Genomic DNA, 15,758 nt, shown 5'->3' with positions numbered 1-15,758 from the left:
AAAAAGGACGGGTTGGCCGACGCGGTCGACGCGGCCTGCCGAAACCGTTCGGCCAGCCAGACGCAAGTCGACCGATCGGGCAGCCCGGCGACCTCTCATGACCAATCTGCCCGCCGAGAGGATTTGACATGGCTCCCTTCCTGAGCCTGGTGCGAAGGCACCAGCTGACCGCCTTCTTTTCGCTGACGCTTGGCCTGACCTGGCTGGCGTTCATCCCGTTCTGGCTGTCGAATGGCGACAGCATTCCCTGGTTTACCTTCGGCCCGATGGTCTCCGGCTTCGTGGTCGCGGCGCTTTCCGGCGGCTGGGGTTCGGTCAAGGCCATTCTCGCCTCGATGGTCAAGTGGCGGGTGCATCCAGTGTGGTATCTAGTGGCGTTCGGCCTGCCGTTTGCAACGCAGCTGGCCTCGATCCTGATCAATCCGCTGTTTGGCACTGCTGCGCCCGCCTGGAGCAACATTCCCGCGATGAGCGAGATGCTGCCGATCATTGCGCTCTATGCCGTCTTCAGCGGTCCGCTTGGCGAAGAGCCCGGCTGGCGCGGTTTTGCGGTGCCTCGGCTGCTGGCTGGTCATTCGGCGCTGACAGGCAGCCTGATCCTCGGCGTGATCTGGGCCGTCTGGCACTTCCCGCTCGGTCTGGTCGGCGACCTCAGCGTCCATGGCACCATCAATGTGCTGCTCGCAGGCGTGGTGTTCACCTGGCTCTACCAGAACACCGGCAGCGTGCTGCTCGCCTTCATTATGCATGTCACGCATCAGAACAGCGTGCGCTTCCTCGGCAAGGTGTTCGTCGACGGCGACTATGTGCAGCAGCAGTGGATCGGTGTCGCGATCTGGGCGGTGATCGCGGTTGCCATCATTGCCTACTACGGCAGCGAAAGTTTTGTCCGCCGGTCGGGAGCGCGGTCTGCCGTCGCCAGCACTGCCTGAGCAAATTGCGATGATCGCGGCGCCTACTCCGGGGGGCGCCGCGCCTTTTCGTTGGCGGTTCCAACATGCGAGGTCTTGACCCAGCCTGCCAGCCATAGGCCAATACCGGCATGGCTTTCAGGGAGCGGGCCTTTTGATGCCGGTCTCGACCACCGATCAGGTTTTTCAATTAGGCGGCTTCACGCTTGATCTGGGCAAAGGCACGCTCAGCCGGGCCGATCAGCCGGCCTTCCTGCGGCCGAAGGCTTACGCATTGTTGACGCACCTCGCCCGCCATACCGGCCGCGTGGTGCCAAAATCGGAACTGATGGACACGGTCTGGCCGGGCGTTTTCGTCACCGAGGATTCGCTGACGCAGTCGATCCGCGAAATCCGCAAGGTGCTTGGCGAGGACATGGTGCGAACAGTGTCGAAGCGCGGCTACATGCTGGTGCCCGAGACAGAGGCGATGCCTGAGCCGGGCGCGCAGCCGATCGTGGCGGTGCTCAGGTTCCGCAACGACAGCGCCGATCCCACCGATGAGGCGATCGTCGACGGGTTCGCCGAAGACATCATCAACGGCCTCGCCCGCTTCGGCACCGTGACGGTGCTGGCGCGCAATTCGAGCTTCTCGTTTGCCTCCCATTCGCCGGCGCAATGGCCGGCCATCCGCTCGCGCATCGGCGCCGACTATCTCGTCGAAGGTTCGGTGCGGCGGCAGGCGGACCGCATCGTCGCCGCGGTCAACCTCGTCGATGCCGCCAACGCGACGCAGCTCTGGGGCGATCGCTACCAGGCAGAGGATGCCGGGCTGTTCGCCATCCAGCAGGACATTGTCGAGGAGATCGTCGGCCGGCTGGTGGTGCGGGTCAACAATGCTGGACTGCAGCGCGCCTCGCGGCGGCCGTTGACCAGCCTTGCCGCCTATGAGCTGGTGCTGCGCGGCGTTGCCTTGCTGCGCGATCCGGCGCAGAGCGACCTGACAGGGGCGGCAGCGCTGTTCGAAGCCGCGATTGCCAAGGACCCCGCTTATGGCCTCGCCTACACCTATCTGGCGCTGACATATGTGCTGAACAGCGAATTCGGGCGCACCAGCGAGGCCGTGCTGGCGAAAGCCCGCGAGCTTGCCGAAAGAGGCATAGCCCTGTCGCCCGACCAGGCGACCGCCCAACGCATCCAGTCGCTGGTGCGGCTCAACATGCGCGACCATGAGGCGGCCGAGCATCATTTGCGAATCGCGCTGAAGCTCAATCCGAACGACGCCGACTGCATCGAACAGATGGGCTATCTCCTGGTCATGCGCGGCCGGCCGGTCGACGCCCTCGCCTGGCTGGCGCGCGCCATCCGCATCAACCCGCTGCACCCGCACTGGTACCAATACGATCGCTCGCTAGCGCTCTACATGCTGGGCGAATACCGGCCGGCCGCCGAGGCGCTGGAACTGGCGACCCGGCCAACGCCGTGGATCAGGACCCGGCTTGCGGCATGCTATGCGCAGCTCGGCAACATGGAAGCGGCAAGACGTCATGCCGGGCTGATCAATGCCGACGGCGCCGATTTCTCAGCCGTCGACTATGCCAGGACAGGCCTTCCGTTCGAAAATGCCGCCGATGTGGAGCATCTTGCCAATGGCGTGTTGCTGGCACTTGGAGAGAAGACATAGCGCCATCCTGCGGCGGTCTCACACCCACGCGTGATCGGCAAGCACTTCATCGATCACATGGCGGGATTTTTCAACTTCGACCGGATCGATGTCGATATGTCCGGCGAGCGTTATCAGCGCTTTCCATAGCGTCCAGCCGCGACCGCGCGCCCACATCGCCGCATCGGCGGGAAGGCCGGCGCGAAATACCTGCCGGCTGTCGCCTTCGAACAGCGTCCACGCAATCGCCAGGTCGCAGGCGGGGTCGCCGACGCCCGACGTGCCGAAGTCGATCACGGCGCTCAACCGGCCTTTGCTGACCAAAAGGTTTCCCCAACTGACATCACCGTGGAACCAGACCGGCGCACCATGCCATGTCGAGGCAAGTGCGGCCTCCCACACCGCGCTGGCGGTGCCGGTATCGATCTTGCCGTCGAGGGCGGCGATTGCCTTGCGGGTTTCACTGTCATAGACGCTCAGCGGTCCGCCACGAAAGAAATTGTGCTGCCCTGGCGCCGGCCCGCCGGTGGCATCGATCCGTTGCAAGGCAACCAGGAATTCGGCCAAATCGGTCGCAAATTGCGACAGGCTGGCAATGCGCTCGCGCTTTGCCGTCTCGCCTTCGATCCAGCCATAGACGGACCAATGCCAGGGATAGTTTTCGGCAGGAATACCCATCGCCAACGGCACCGGGACAGGCAGCGGCAGCAGCGGTGCCAGCCTTGGCAACCAGCGATGTTCTTTTTCGACTTGCAGGGCATAGGGTGCGGCACTTGGCAGCCGCACGGTCATGTCGTCGCCGAGATGGAAGGTTCGGTTGTCCCAGCCGCCGGCGGCAACGGGTTTGATTGCAAGGTCTTCCCACTGGGGAAATTGCGTGGCGACCAACCGGCTGACCAAGTCAGCGTCAATGTTCGGCGTGCTGTCCATGGACCTAGAGTGGAATTTGTTTGGGCATGATCTTTTCCGAAAACCGGTTCCCACTTTTCGGGATCATGCCTAGTGCGGAAACTCGAGCCCCATCTCGCGGTAGCGCTCGGGATCGTCGCCCCAGTTCTCGCGCACCTTGACGAACAAGAAGAGATGCACCTTCTGTTCGAGGATGCCGGCAATCTCCATGCGCGCGGCCTGCCCGATGGCGCGGATCGTCTCGCCCTTGTGGCCGAGCACGATCTTCTTCTGGCTGTCGCGCTCGACATAGATGGTCTGGTCGATGCGCACCGAGCCGTCCTTCTTCTCTTCCCATTTCTCGGTCTCGATATGCGAGGAATAGGGCAGCTCCTGGTGCAGCCTGAGATACAGCTTTTCGCGGGTGATCTCGGCGGCGAGCTGGCGCATCGGCAGGTCGGAGATCTGGTCTTCGGGATAATACCAGGGACCGGCCGGAAGCGCTTCGGCGAGATAGTCGAGCAGGTCCTTGCAGCCCGAGCCGGTCAGCGCCGAGACCATGAAGGTGCGCTTGAACGGCACTTTCTCATTCGCTGCGGCGGCCAGGGCCAGCAGCGCCTCGTGCTTGACCCGGTCGACCTTGTTGAGGATCAGCACCATCGGCTGGCGCACATCCTTGAGCCGTTCGAGGATGGCGTCGGCATCGCCGCGGATGCCGCGCTCGGCATCGATCAAAAGCAGCACGATATCGGCGTCCTTGGCACCGCCCCAGGCGGTCGTCACCATCGCCGTGTCCAGCCGGCGCTTCGGCTTGAAGATGCCCGGCGTGTCGACGAAGACGATCTGCGCATTGTCATGCGTGGCTATACCCCGCACGATGGCGCGGGTGGTCTGGACCTTGTGCGTGACGATCGACACCTTGGCGCCGACCAGCTGATTGACCAGCGTCGATTTGCCGGCATTGGGCGCGCCGATCAGCGCGACGAAGCCGGAATGCGTGGCAGCGGCGGGCGTCGCCGGAGCCGTGTCTTCGGTGGTGGCGGTCATGCCGCGCTCCCTTGATTGAGCCAGACGCCCTCACGCAGCAGAAGTGCCGCGGCGGCGGCCTGTTCGGCCTCGCGTTTGGAACGGCCGCTGCCGGTCGCCGGAGGAAAGGCGCCGACCTTGACGCTGACGGTGAACAGCGGATCGTGGTCGGGTCCCTCGCGGCCGTCGATGGTGTAGGCCGGCACCGCGGTTGCCGCCTGGTGCGCCCATTCCTGCAGCTCGGTCTTGGCATCGCGGCGGGCTGCACCCGTGGCCTGCGAGCGCGGCTGCCAGTATTTGTGGATGAAGGCGCGCGCCGCCTCCAGCCCGCCGTCGAGATAGAGCACGGCGATCAGCGATTCCAGCGCGTCGGCACGCATATTGACGCGCTTGCGCCCGTCGAGGCCGCGCACGTCCGAGCCGGCGCGGATCAGGTCCGGCAGGCCGATATCCTCGGCGATCTCCGCCAGAGCCTCGGCATTGACCAACGCGTTGAGCCGCAGCGACAGTTCGCCCTCGGCGGCTTCAGGAAATGCCGCCAAAAGCATATCGGCAACGACAAGGCCCAGAACACGATCGCCGAGGAATTCGAAACGCTCATAGTCGATGCCGGCATGGCTTGAGCGGGCGCTGGCATGGGTCAGCGCGCGCTGCAGGCGCTGGCGGTCGGCAAAGGCGTGGCCGGTGCGCTGCATGAGCGCTTCGGCGAGCGCATCGGCAGTCAGGCGTTTTGTCGCTGCCATCACCCTAATTGACGAAATGGAACAGGCGCGACACGCGCACGAGCGACGGCCATTTCCAGATTTCGAGTGGGCTCGCCTTGCCGGCGATCGAGAAGAAAACCAGATTGGCGCGGCCGACCAGGTTCTCGGCCGGCACGTAACCGACGGTGAAGCGGCTGTCCGAGGAATTGTCGCGGTTATCGCCCATCATGAAATAGTGGCCGGCCGGCACGTCGAATTCGCGGGTGTTGTCACCGATCGAGGTCGGCGCGATGTCCAGCGTGTCGTAGCTGACACCGTTGGGCAGCGTTTCCCGGTACACATCGATCGGATGATCCTCTTCGGTGATGTCTGGATTGTCGATCTGGCCGGTTTTCACGCGCGGCACGCCGGCGCCGTTGATAAAGAGCTGGCCGTCCTTGACCTGGATCTTGTCGCCAGGCAGGCCGACGACGCGCTTGATGTAGTCGACAGACGGATCCGGCGGGAATTTGAACACCACCACGTCGCCGCGCTTCGGCTCAGAGCCCCAGATGCGGCCCGAAAACAGATCCGGCCCGAACGGCAGCGAATAGCGGGAGAAGCCATAGGACCATTTGGTAACGAACAGGTAGTCGCCCTCGAGCAAGGTCGGCCGCATCGACCCGGACGGGATCGAGAACGGCTGGAACAGCAGCGTGCGGATGACCAGCGCAAGCAGCAGCGCCTGGACGATGACGCTGACGGTTTCGCCAAGTCCGCCGGTTTTCTTCTCAGTTTTTTCAGCCACGCTCATGTCGTCCTCGATTGTGCGTTGGTTGGTATAGAGTCTCGGCGCGCGCTGGGCAACGTCATGTCGGCGTTAGATATAATCGCCGGTCGTCAGATCCAATCAATGTGGCGCTTGTTCGACGGGCAACGCCTCGATGATCACAAAGGCTTGAGCGAGCGGAAAATCATCGGTGATCGTCAGGTGGATCGCCGCGCGGTGTCCTTTCGGCAGGATTTTGTCCAGCCGCACCGCCGCACCACCCGTCAGCGCCATGGTCGGCTTGCCGCCGGCCAGGTTGACGACACCCATGTCGCGCCAGAACACGCCTTGCGCCAAACCGGTGCCAAGTGCCTTGGCGCAGGCCTCCTTGGCGGCGAAGCGTTTGGCGTAGGAGGCCACGCGTGCCCTGCGGTTTTCGGAGCGGGCCTGTTCGACCTCGGTGTAGATGCGCTGGATGAAGCGCTGGCCATGGCGCTCCAGCGACTTTTCGATGCGCCTGATATCGATCAGATCGCTGCCGATGCCGATGATCATTCCGCGGGAACTTCCCGTCCGCCGTGGCCAGCCTTCTGCGCCCGTTCTGCGATGCGTTTCCTGCGTTGTTCGCGAAAGGCGGTCATGCCCCAGCGGGTGATGCCGTAGAAAATGAGCCCGAAGATCAGTCCGAGCGGCACTGCGCCGATCAGCATCGGCTCCAGTATCGGGTGCCACAGCTTCGCAAACGACAGCGTATGCAGCATTTCGCCGAGATGCGCGGGCGGTCCGTTTTTGGGCAGCCGCTCGTGCAGGATCAGCTTGCCGGTCTCCCAGGACGCGCCCCAGAGCAGCGGAAAGGTCAGCGGATTGCCGAAGAATACGGCGCCGAGGGCTGCCGCCACGAGATTGCCGGCGATAATCCAGCAGAGCACGAATGCGATGGCAAAGTGGAACCCCACCGGAAAGAACGAGGCGAACACACCAGCCGCGACACCGGCCGCTACGGCGTGCGGCGTGGCCTTCAGCCGCAGGATGCGCTTGGAAAAATACTGCAGCGAGCGCGAAAACGAGCGGCGCGGCCACAGATAGGTACGCACCCGCTCGAAAAGACCATCAGGCTTGCGGCGTCGAAAAAGCACTCTGTTCCCGTTCCCGGTTTACCAACACCACCATGCCCAGCCATTCCGGGCCAGGCGCTACAGCAGCCATATCTTGCGCTTTGCGGTCACCAGAAGGCAACAACGACTTTGATATAGCGACGCGCCGACCCAAGAACAACCGGCGGCCGATGGCGCGCCAGCGCTGCCGCCGCCTTCCGATGCCGGGCGCTACCGTCTCCAACGCAACGCAATCGCGGCGGATTTGAGGTGGGCATCACCCTTGCCAAGTGCGCCTGGAACCTTCACCTCTTGCCGGGCTGGTATTCGCTGACCTCGACAAGGTTGCCGTCGGGGTCGCGAAAATAGACCGACATCATCGGGCCTCGCGCACCGGTGCGTTCGACCGGACCGACTTCCACGGCGACGCCATTGGCCGCCAGGCTGGCGCAAATCTCGGCGAGCGGCCGGGCGGCGACGAGGCAGAAATCCCCGGAGCCGGGCGTCGGCGCCTTCGCCTTTGGCTCGAATGTGCGCGTCGCCTCATGCAAATTGATCTTCTGAGTTCCAAACAGCAGCGCTGTCGGCCTGTTCGGCTCGTCGAGGCGATTGAAGCCGAGAACGCGCTGATAGAAGGTACAGCTGTCGTCGACGGAGCGAACCGTCAGCACGAAATGATCAATGCCGGCGATCATGTTGTTCAGATGTTGCGGCTGCCCGGCTTGATCGCCGGTATGGCGGCGAGCTCGGGCGGCAGCCTGTCGGCCGGATAGGCCGGAACCTCATATTCGGCAAGCGCGATCAGCGGCACGCCGACATTGGTCTTGCCGGCCGAGCGATCGATGATGCAGGCGGCGGCAACGACCTCGGCGCCGAGCTCGCGCAGGCATTCGATGGTCTCGCGGATCGACAGGCCGGTGGTGACGATGTCCTCGACGATGACGACGCGTGAACCCCTGGCGATCTCGAAGCGGCGGAGCCTGAACTCGCCCCCTTCCCGCTCGACCCAAATCGCCGGCACGCCAAGGTGACGCGAGGTCTCGTAGGCCGGGATCAACCCGCCGATCGCCGGACCGACGACATAGTCGATCTTGCCTGTTACAGCGGCGCGGATCTTTGCGGCCAGCGCCTTGCACAGGCGCTCGGTCTTGTCGGCATGCATGAACACCCGCGCCTTCTGCAGGAAGACCGGGCTGCGCAGACCCGACGTCAGGATGAAATGTCCCTCGAGGACGGCGCCGGCCTCGCGGAAAATACCCAGCACTTCGTCGGTGTTCATCTTGCCTTGTCCCCCAGGCCCGTTAGTCTTGTTTGACCATGATCTTTTCCGAAAACCGGTTCCCACTTTTCGGGATCATGGTCTAGCCATTCACGCGCCGCGCATCGCTGACGCTGGAATTGTCCTTGAGCTGCGACAGCAACCGGTTCAGGTGCTTCAGATCCCAGACTTCGAGATCGATCAGCATTTCGGTGAAATCGGGTGCGGTGCGCACCATCGACAATGTATGGATGTTGGCGTCGTTGGAGGCAACGACCTGAGCGATGTCGGCCAGCGAGCCCGGCGCATTGATGGCGGTGACCGAGACACGCGCCGGAAACCGCTCCTTGGTGCGCTCGTCAATGTCCCAGCGCACGTCGATCCAGCGCTCGGGCTGGTCGTCAAAGGCCTGCAGGGCCGGCGACTGGATCGGATAGATGGTGATGCCGGTTCCCGGCTGCACGATGCCGACGATACGGTCGCCGGGCACGGCACCTTCCGGCGCGAAGCGCACCGGCAGGTCGCCGCGCACGCCGCGGATCGGCACGGCGCCGTCCTTCGGCTGGTCCTTGTCCTTGCGCGCGGCACGGCCCGGAATCTGGAACAGCATGCCGGCGGCGTTGCGGATCTTCGACCAGCCTTCCTCGCGCTGCTTGGGCGCTGCCACCGTGACGCGCTCGTCCTTATAGTCGGGAAACACCGCCTTCATGACGTCGGTGGAGGCAAGCTCGCCGCGGCCGACCGAGGCCAACACGTCCTCGATGTCCTTGCGCGCCAGCCGGTGTAGCACCGGCTTCAGGTTTTCCTTGGCGAAGGTCTTGCCGGCCCGTTCGAAAGCCCGCTCCAGAATGCGGGCGCCGAGGCCGGAATACTGCTTGCGGATGGCATTCTTGGTGGCGCGGCGGATGGCCGAGCGCGCCTTGCCGGTGACGACGATCGATTCCCACGCAGCCGGAGGCACCTGCGCCTTGGAGCGGATGATCTCGACCTCGTCGCCGTTCTTCAGCTCCGTCATCAGCGGCATGATGCGGCCATTGACCTTGGCGCCGACGCAGGTGTCGCCGACATCGGTGTGCACGGCATAGGCGAAGTCGATGGGCGTCGCGCCGCGCGGCAGCGCGATCAGCAGGCCCTTGGGCGTGAAGCAGAACACCTGGTCCTGGAATAGCTCCAGCTTCGTGTTTTCGAGGAATTCCTCGGGATTGTCGCCTTCGGCAAGCTGCTCGATGGTGCGCCGCAGCCAGGCATAGGCGTTGGTCTCCTTCGAGATCGCATGGGCAGCACCATTCGTCTTGCCGCCGGTGTCCTTGTAGATCGAATGCGCGGCAACGCCGTATTCGGCGATCTTGTTCATCTGATGGGTGCGGATCTGCAACTCGACGCGCTGGCGCGACGGGCCGACGATGGTGGTGTGGATCGAGCGGTAATCGTTCTGCTTCGGCGTCGAGATGTAGTCCTTGAAGCGTCCCGGCACCATCGACCATGTGGTGTGGATGGCGCCGAGCGCGCGGTAGCAATCCTCCATGGACTCGACAACGACACGGAAGCCGAAAATGTCGGACAGCTGCTCGAAGGATAGCGCCTTGGCCTCCATCTTGCGGAACACTGACCACGGCTTCTTCTGGCGGCTCTTCACGCTGGCCTTGATCGCATGCTTTTCGAACAGCGTGGACAGCGCCTTTTCGATCTCGGACAGCACGTCCTTGTTGCGCTCGAAGATTTCGGCGAGCCGGGCGGTGACGGCGCGATAGGCTTCCGGATTGATGAAGCGGAAGGCGATCTCTTCCAGTTCCTCGCGCATGCCTTGCATGCCCATGCGCCCAGCCAGCGGCGCATAGATCTCCATCGTCTCCTCGGCGATGCGCAGGCGCTTGGCCTCCGGCACATGGTCGAGGGTGCGCATATTGTGCAGGCGGTCGGCGAGCTTGACCAGAAGCACGCGGACGTCTTCGGAGATCGCCAGCAAGAGCTTGCGCAGATTTTCCGCCTGCTCGGCCTTCTTGGAGACGAGATCGAGCTTCTTCAGCTTGGTCAGGCCCTCGACCAGCTTGCCCATTTCCGGGCCGAACAATTCGTCGATCTCGGCCCTCGTCGCCGTGGTGTCCTCGATGGTATCGTGCAGCAGGGCAACGGCGATCGTCGCCTCGTCCATGTGCATTTCGGTGAGGATGGCGGCAACTTCGAGCGGATGCGAGAAATAGGGGTCGCCGGAGGCGCGCTTCTGGTGGCCATGCTTCTGCATGGCGTAAACATAGGCCTTGTTGAGCAGCGCCTCGTTGACGTCAGGCTTGTAGCGCTGGACGCGCTCGACAAGCTCATACTGACGCATCATGGGCTGGTTCTCACAGGGCTGAAATGGAACATGCGCCGCACTTGTGTACGGCGCATGTCATAGATAGCCACGAAACGGACGATACGGAAGTGCCGGAGATTGTTCCAGCGACCCCAGATCGAAAGCTCTTAGTAGTCGTCGCTCTTTTCCGGCGGAACCAGGCCTTCGATGCCGGCCAGCAGGTCTTCTTCGGTCATGCGGTCGAAGGTGACGTTGTCCTCGGCGTCGTCGGCATCGGTTGCCGCAACGGCGCCGCCGGTCTGGTCGGCGATCGCCTCGCCATCGGCTTCCGGCTCGTCGACCTCGACATGCTTCTGCAGCGAGTGGATCAGGTCTTCCTTGAGGTCGTCGGGCGACAGTGTCTCATCGGCGATCTCGCGCAGCGCCACGACCGGGTTCTTGTCGTTGTCACGCGGCACGGTGATCGGCGCGCCCTGGCTGATCTGACGGGCGCGGTGGCCGGCCAGAAGCACCAGTTCGAAGCGGTTGTCGACCTTGTCGATGCAATCTTCAACGGTTACGCGGGCCATGGATTGCCCCTTTCATGCGATGGATTTGATGGAAAACAGGCGCGGTCCTTAACCTGAACGCCGCCAAAATACAAGCTTCATGGCAAGGATGGCAGGATGCCGGCCCTGGGGGCGGGTCAATGCCGGCTCCGCCGCCGGGCCAAGAGCTCGCCGGCAGTGCGGCCGCCTGCGACGATACGGCGTCGATCACAATTGCTTGCAGAGCGGCAACACACCTTGGATTGCCGTAAAACTGGCGCTATCTCGGATGAAGAAAGCTCAGCCGGTTCATTAAAAGCCGAGCGATAGTCACTCACGCATTTTCGTTTAGACGGCCGCATATTGCGAAAAGGGATATTTTCCATGTTCGACCCCCGTGAAAAAATCGCTCTTTTCATCGACGGCGCCAATCTTTACGCGACCTCGCGCGCGCTCGGCTTCGACATCGACTACCGCAAGCTGCTGTCGAGCTTCCAGAAGCGCGGTTATCTGCTGCGCGCCTACTACTACACCGCGCTGGTCGAGGATCAGGAATACTCCTCGATCCGGCCGTTGATCGACTGGCTCGACTATAACGGCTTCAAGGTGGTGACCAAGCCGGCCAAGGAATTCACCGACTCGACCGGCCGCCGCAAGATCAAGGGCAATATGGACATCGAGCTGACCGTCGATGCGCTGGAGCTTGCCGATGTCGTCGACCACTACGTCATCTTCTCTGGCGACGGCGATTTTCGCACCCTGGTCGAGGCGCTGCAGCGGCGCGGCCGCAAGGTCTCGGTGGTCTCGACCATGGCCTCGCAGCCGCCGATGATCTCCGACGATCTGCGCCGCCAGGCCGACCATTTCATCGACCTGATGACGCTGAAGAACGAAGTCGGCCGCGATCCGTCCGAACGGCCGGTGCGCCGGCCCGAGCCGGCCGAGGTCGAAGAGGACGACTACTGACGGCGGCGGCGTTGATCGCCCCCTCCTCCTCCGAACCCGGCCGCGACTGCCCGCTCTGCCCGCGGCTGCATGATTTTATCGCCGAGTGGCGGCAGCGCGAACCGTTCTGGTTCAATGCACCGGTGCCGACCTTCCTGCCGCCACAGGGCGAGGACGCCGTGCGGCTGCTGATCGTCGGCTTGGCTCCCGGCCTGCGCGGCGCGAATCGCACAGGACGCCCGTTCACCGGCGACTATGCCGGCGACCTGCTCTACTCCACATTGATCGCACACGGTTTTGCGCGCGGCGAGTTCAAGGCGCGGCCGGACGATGGCCTGCAACTTGTCGGCACGGCGATCACCAATGCGGTGCGCTGCGTGCCGCCGGAGAACAAGCCGGTGGGCGCCGAGATTACCACCTGCCGGACGTTCCTGGTGCCAACGATCGCCCGCTTTCCAAATCTGCGCGCCGTGTTGGCGCTGGGCTCGATCGCCCACCAGTCGACCGTCAGGGCACTGGGTGGGCGCGTCGCCGCCTACCCGTTCAAGCATGGCGGACAGCTGCAAGCCGGCGCCATCACGCTGTTTTCCAGCTATCACTGCTCGCGCTACAACACCAACACCGGCGTGCTGACGGAAGCGATGTTCGCTAGTGTCTTCAGCGAGATAGCAGCGTTCCTGCGGAAATAAAGCCGCCCGCTCAGAACCCCTCCAGCACGATCTTGCCCTTGGCCTTGCCGGTCTCGATCAGCGCATGGGCGCGCTTCAGATTGGCGGCATTGATAGGACCAAACGTCTCGCCCAAGGTGGTGCGAATGGTGCCGGCGTCGACAAGCCGGGCCAGTTCGTTCAGATGCTCACCCTGCGCGGCCATGTCCTGCGTCTCGTACAGCGAGCGGGTGAACATCAGTTCCCAATGGACCGAAACGCTCTTGCGCTTGAACGGATTGATGTCGAGCGTCTGGGGGTCGTCGATCAAGCCGAAACGGCCCTGCGGTGCGATCAATTCGACGATCGCGGCCAAATGTTTGTCGGTGTTGGTTGTCGAGAACACAAAGGCCGGTGCGCCGATGCCGAGGGCAGCGATTTCTGCAGCCAGCGGCTTGGAATGGTCGATGACATGATGGGCGCCAAGCCCGAGCACCCAGTCGTGCGTTTCGGGCCTCGATGCGGTGGCGATCACCGTCACGTCGGTCAGCTGGCGCGCAAGCTGGACCGCGATCGAGCCGACGCCGCCGGCGCCGCCGATGATCAGGATGGCGTTTGCGGCGCCGATGACAGGCTTCTTCACGTCAAGGCGGTCGAACAGCGCCTCGAAGGCGGTGATCGCCGTCAGCGGAAGCGCCGCCGCCTCAGCATAGTGGAGCGAGCTCGGTTTGCGGCCGACAAGGCGCTCATCGACAAGGTGGAACTCGGCATTGGTGCCTTGCAACGCCAGCGCACCGGAATAGAAGACATCATCTCCTGTTTTGAACAGGCTGGCGTCCGGACCCGTCGCGACCACCTGGCCCGCAGCGTCCCAACCAAGCACGCGCCAGCTTCCGGCTTCGGGTTTGGCGCTCCTGCGTATCTTGGTGTCGACCGGATTGACCGAGATCGCCTTCACCTCGACCAGCAATTGACGGCCCTTCGGCTCTGGCTTGGGCAGGTCGACATCGACAAGGGAGGCCTCATCGGTGATGGGGGCTGGGATCTGGTAGCCGACGGCGCGCATTTTGTTATCTCCGCAATTGCTGTTGGGCGTTGTCGGGGGGAGAGATGCGGCTTATGCTCGCAAAGCGCAAGAATGCACATATAAAGCACATAGTGTCGAAAAGGATACCGTCATGCCGCGCATCCGCCATGAGCGATTCGACTGCAGCCCCGGCTGCACCGTGGAGGGAACGCTTCGCTATATCGACGGGAAGTGGAAAGGCGTCGTGCTTTTCCATCTGCTCGCGGGCACGATGCGGTTCAACGAAATTCGCCGGCGGATCCCGAACTGCACACAGCGCATGCTGACAAACCAGCTTCGCGAATTGGAGACGGATGGGCTCATCGCCCGCAAGGTCTATGCACAGGTGCCGCCGAAGGTGGAATACAGCCTGACGCCGCGTGGCAGGAGCCTGGAGCCGGTGATCACCGCCCTGAAAGTCTGGGGCGACGCGAATGTGACGCTGGCGCCGGAGGTTTCTCAAGCCGCCTGACTTCAGGCGCGCCGTCTCATACCGGCAACAGCGCGTCCGGCTTCACATCTGATATCGACGCATAGGTGTGCGTTTCCCTGACACCCGGCAACGGCAGGATCACGCGCTTGAGGAAATCCTGATAGGCGGCCATTTCCGAAATGCGCGCCTTGACCAGATAGTCGAAGCCGCCGACGACCATATGGCATTCCAGCACTTCAGGGGCTTTGGCCACCGCCTCGGCGAAACGGTCGAACACATGCGGCGCCGCCTGGTCGAGCCTGACTTCGATGAAACGAGTGTGCCGCGGCCGATCTTTTGCGGATTGAGCACAGCTCTGACCGCAGTGATGAACCCGTCGCGGAAAAGGCGCTTCACCCGCTGGCTGGTGCCGGTCGGCGACAGGCCGACACGGGCTGCGAGATCGAGCGTGGTGCGACGCCCGTCCTCCTGCAGCAACCGCAGCAAGCTGCGGTCGATGGCATCGAGCTGATCGGATTCATGATTCACGTTCGGGTTGCCTTATTTGTGTGAATTGCACTTTCATATCGCGAAAACAGCATATTTTGTCGCACCATTTTCAACAATAGGCTGCGCTTCCAACGAAAGCCGTCCGGAGAGAAAACCTCCGTTGGCAGGATCGAGCGGGATGAGCATGCGCGCGACAGAGAACCGAAAGCCGGCAATCCTTGCCGGCATGGCCATGATCGGCATCTACGCCGTACAGTTCGTCGCAGCCCGCTTCAGCCTGCGGGAGCATCTGACGGCGACGGATCTCGCGACCTTGCGCTTTGTCGGGGCCGGCATGGTCATGCTGCCGGTGGTCTGGCGCATTGGCCTGGCTGATACCAAGGCGTTGGGCTGGCGGCGCGCGCTGACGCTGGCGGCACTGGCAGGGCTGCCCTACCCGATCATCATCAACTGGGGCCTGACCTATGCGCCTGCCGCGCATGGCGCAGCACTCTGCCCGGCCTCGATCGTTTTCTTCTCATTCGTGCTGTCGCACATCGCCACGACGGACAGCGCCTCACGCCAGCGAACCATCGGCGTCGCTGCCATCATTGCCGGGCTGATCCTGTTCATTGCGCCGGTGCGCACAGACAGCGGCATGAAGGGTGTCCTCGTCGGCGATCTTCTGTTCATCGGATCAGGCCTGATGTTTGCCGCCTATGCCGTTCTTGTGCGGCGCTGGCGTGTCGATCCGGTCACGGCGACCGCAACGGTCGTGCTCCTGTCATGCGTGCCGCTGCCGCTGCTCTATCTCTTTGCCCCGAGCGGTCTTCGCGTCGCGGCAGTGACCGAGATCGCCAGCCAGATCGTCATTCAGGGTTTTTTGGCCGGTGCGGCCGCCATGTTCCTCTACACCTATGTCGTCCGACGGCTGGGGTCGCAGACGGCATCGCTGTTCATGCCATGCGTGCCGATCGCAACGGTCCTGATCGCCATGACGGTGCTCGGTGAAACGCCGACCGGCACCCAGTTCGCCGCCATCCTGATCATGGCTGCGGGGATGGCCTTTTCGGCTGTCGCCAGACCTGCGGCCAAAGCTGTCTGATTC

The 15,758-nt window shown here is 63.3% G+C and carries 17 protein-coding genes and 1 pseudogene; 6 read left to right on the top strand and 12 right to left on the bottom strand.

The window, feature by feature from the left end; genetic code table 11:
• Positions 1–128: 128 nt before the first annotated feature.
• Together AC1D0N_RS11780 and AC1D0N_RS11775 are read left to right on the top strand one after the other, a co-directional pair.
• Positions 129–932: a CPBP family intramembrane glutamic endopeptidase gene (locus AC1D0N_RS11780; RefSeq protein WP_477243920.1), complete on the top strand. Its 804-nt coding sequence runs from the start codon at positions 129–131 to the stop codon at positions 930–932.
• Positions 933–1,068: 136 nt separating this feature from the next.
• Entirely contained in the window at positions 1,069–2,574 is a 1,506-nt protein-coding gene (locus tag AC1D0N_RS11775) for a winged helix-turn-helix domain-containing tetratricopeptide repeat protein (protein WP_477243918.1), read from the top strand.
• A gap of 18 nt (positions 2,575–2,592) precedes the next feature.
• Here AC1D0N_RS11775 and AC1D0N_RS11770 read toward each other — a convergent pair whose 3' ends face one another.
• The 10 genes from AC1D0N_RS11770 to rpoZ form a co-directional block, all read right to left on the bottom strand.
• A complete protein-coding gene (locus tag AC1D0N_RS11770) occupies positions 2,593–3,483 on the bottom strand; it encodes an aminoglycoside phosphotransferase family protein (protein ID WP_477243916.1) in 891 nt (296 codons plus the stop codon).
• A gap of 69 nt (positions 3,484–3,552) precedes the next feature.
• Positions 3,553–4,488: a GTPase Era gene (gene era, locus AC1D0N_RS11765; protein WP_477243914.1), complete on the bottom strand. Its 936-nt coding sequence runs from the start codon at positions 4,486–4,488 to the stop codon at positions 3,553–3,555.
• Positions 4,485–5,210, bottom strand: a complete 726-nt coding sequence (rnc, locus tag AC1D0N_RS11760) for a ribonuclease III (protein WP_477243912.1) — start codon at positions 5,208–5,210, stop codon at positions 4,485–4,487. Before rnc ends, era begins: the two co-directional genes overlap by 4 nt.
• 4 nt (positions 5,211–5,214) lie before the next feature.
• Positions 5,215–5,964, bottom strand: coding sequence for a signal peptidase I (gene lepB / locus AC1D0N_RS11755; protein WP_477243910.1), 750 nt, complete (start codon positions 5,962–5,964; stop codon positions 5,215–5,217).
• A gap of 96 nt (positions 5,965–6,060) precedes the next feature.
• Entirely contained in the window at positions 6,061–6,474 is a 414-nt protein-coding gene (gene acpS, locus AC1D0N_RS11750; protein ID WP_477243908.1) for a holo-ACP synthase, read from the bottom strand.
• Positions 6,471–7,055 (bottom strand): DUF2062 domain-containing protein, encoded by a 585-nt coding sequence (locus tag AC1D0N_RS11745; protein WP_477243906.1) that lies wholly within the window; start codon positions 7,053–7,055, stop codon positions 6,471–6,473. The genes acpS and AC1D0N_RS11745 overlap by 4 nt, the downstream gene beginning before the upstream one ends.
• A 263-nt stretch (positions 7,056–7,318) precedes the next feature.
• A complete protein-coding gene (locus tag AC1D0N_RS11740) occupies positions 7,319–7,708 on the bottom strand; it encodes a VOC family protein (RefSeq protein WP_477243904.1) in 390 nt (129 codons plus the stop codon).
• 5 nt (positions 7,709–7,713) lie between these two features.
• Entirely contained in the window at positions 7,714–8,292 is a 579-nt protein-coding gene (gene pyrE / locus AC1D0N_RS11735; protein WP_477243902.1) for an orotate phosphoribosyltransferase, read from the bottom strand.
• Between the two features lie 82 nt (positions 8,293–8,374).
• Positions 8,375–10,603, bottom strand: a complete 2,229-nt coding sequence (locus tag AC1D0N_RS11730) for a RelA/SpoT family protein (protein ID WP_477243900.1) — start codon at positions 10,601–10,603, stop codon at positions 8,375–8,377.
• Between the two features lie 128 nt (positions 10,604–10,731).
• Positions 10,732–11,133, bottom strand: a complete 402-nt coding sequence (rpoZ, locus tag AC1D0N_RS11725; RefSeq protein WP_454588394.1) for a DNA-directed RNA polymerase subunit omega — start codon at positions 11,131–11,133, stop codon at positions 10,732–10,734.
• A 342-nt stretch (positions 11,134–11,475) separates the two neighbouring features.
• Between rpoZ and AC1D0N_RS11720 the strand changes: the two genes are divergently transcribed.
• Both AC1D0N_RS11720 and AC1D0N_RS11715 read left to right on the top strand, forming a co-directional pair.
• Complete coding sequence (locus tag AC1D0N_RS11720) at positions 11,476–12,057, top strand: LabA-like NYN domain-containing protein (protein WP_477243898.1); 582 nt, start codon at positions 11,476–11,478, stop codon at positions 12,055–12,057.
• Positions 12,058–12,068: 11 nt separating this feature from the next.
• Entirely contained in the window at positions 12,069–12,725 is a 657-nt protein-coding gene (locus AC1D0N_RS11715) for a uracil-DNA glycosylase (protein ID WP_477243896.1), read from the top strand.
• Between the two features lie 10 nt (positions 12,726–12,735).
• On the opposite strand, the gene AC1D0N_RS11710 is transcribed toward AC1D0N_RS11715, so the two are convergent.
• The gene (locus AC1D0N_RS11710) at positions 12,736–13,749 is read right to left on the bottom strand and encodes a zinc-binding alcohol dehydrogenase family protein (protein ID WP_477243895.1); all 1,014 of its coding nucleotides are present in this window, start codon (positions 13,747–13,749) and stop codon (positions 12,736–12,738) included.
• A gap of 112 nt (positions 13,750–13,861) precedes the next feature.
• Between AC1D0N_RS11710 and AC1D0N_RS11705 the strand changes: the two genes are divergently transcribed.
• Entirely contained in the window at positions 13,862–14,221 is a 360-nt protein-coding gene (locus tag AC1D0N_RS11705; RefSeq protein WP_477243893.1) for a winged helix-turn-helix transcriptional regulator, read from the top strand.
• Between the two features lie 16 nt (positions 14,222–14,237).
• On the opposite strand, the pseudogene AC1D0N_RS11700 reads toward AC1D0N_RS11705, so the two are convergent.
• A pseudogene (locus tag AC1D0N_RS11700) lies at positions 14,238–14,710 on the bottom strand (Lrp/AsnC family transcriptional regulator).
• Between the two features lie 139 nt (positions 14,711–14,849).
• Between AC1D0N_RS11700 and AC1D0N_RS11695 the strand changes: the two are divergent.
• Positions 14,850–15,755, top strand: coding sequence for a DMT family transporter (locus tag AC1D0N_RS11695; protein WP_477243891.1), 906 nt, complete (start codon positions 14,850–14,852; stop codon positions 15,753–15,755).
• Positions 15,756–15,758: the final 3 nt, after the last annotated feature.

It is taken from the genome of Mesorhizobium sp. P2_E10 (assembly GCF_056404235.1).
This window is presented reverse-complemented; position numbering and strand designations above follow the sequence as displayed.